This is a genomic window from Neoluteolibacter marinus, from assembly GCF_014904755.1.
GTDB lineage: Bacteria > Verrucomicrobiota > Verrucomicrobiia > Verrucomicrobiales > Akkermansiaceae > Haloferula > Haloferula marina.
This window is the reverse complement of the sequence record NZ_JACZFQ010000190.1, coordinates 1-296: the sequence shown is the minus strand read 5'-3', so window position 1 is coordinate 296 and position 296 is coordinate 1. Positions and strand designations below refer to the sequence as shown.

Below are 296 nucleotides of genomic sequence, written 5' to 3'. Positions count from 1 at the left end.
AAGAGCGAAGACGCTGTGCGCAGGCAGGTCCTCCTGCCAGCCGGCCGGCATCGGATGGATCTGCTCGTATCCGGAGAAGATCTCCTCGAGAAACGGGGTGCCGAAGAGGTCGAGCAGGGCCAGATCCTCCAACCGGTGACCGCCGTGCGCGGCCGGATCGATGAGAGTGACTCCGGTCGGTGCCCACATGAGGTTGCCCGCCCACAGATCCCCGTGGACACGTGCCGGCGATTCCTCGCCGTCACCGCAGATGCCGCTGAAGGCTCCAGTCGAGATCGAATCGATAGCCGAGGCGA

Annotated in this window: 1 protein-coding gene; it reads right to left on the bottom strand. The window is 65.2% G+C overall.

What is annotated here, in order from left to right; translation table 11 throughout:
• Positions 1–296, bottom strand: a 296-nt coding sequence (locus IG178_RS24420; RefSeq protein WP_193215203.1) for a fructosamine kinase family protein, incomplete at both ends; no start/stop codon positions are given.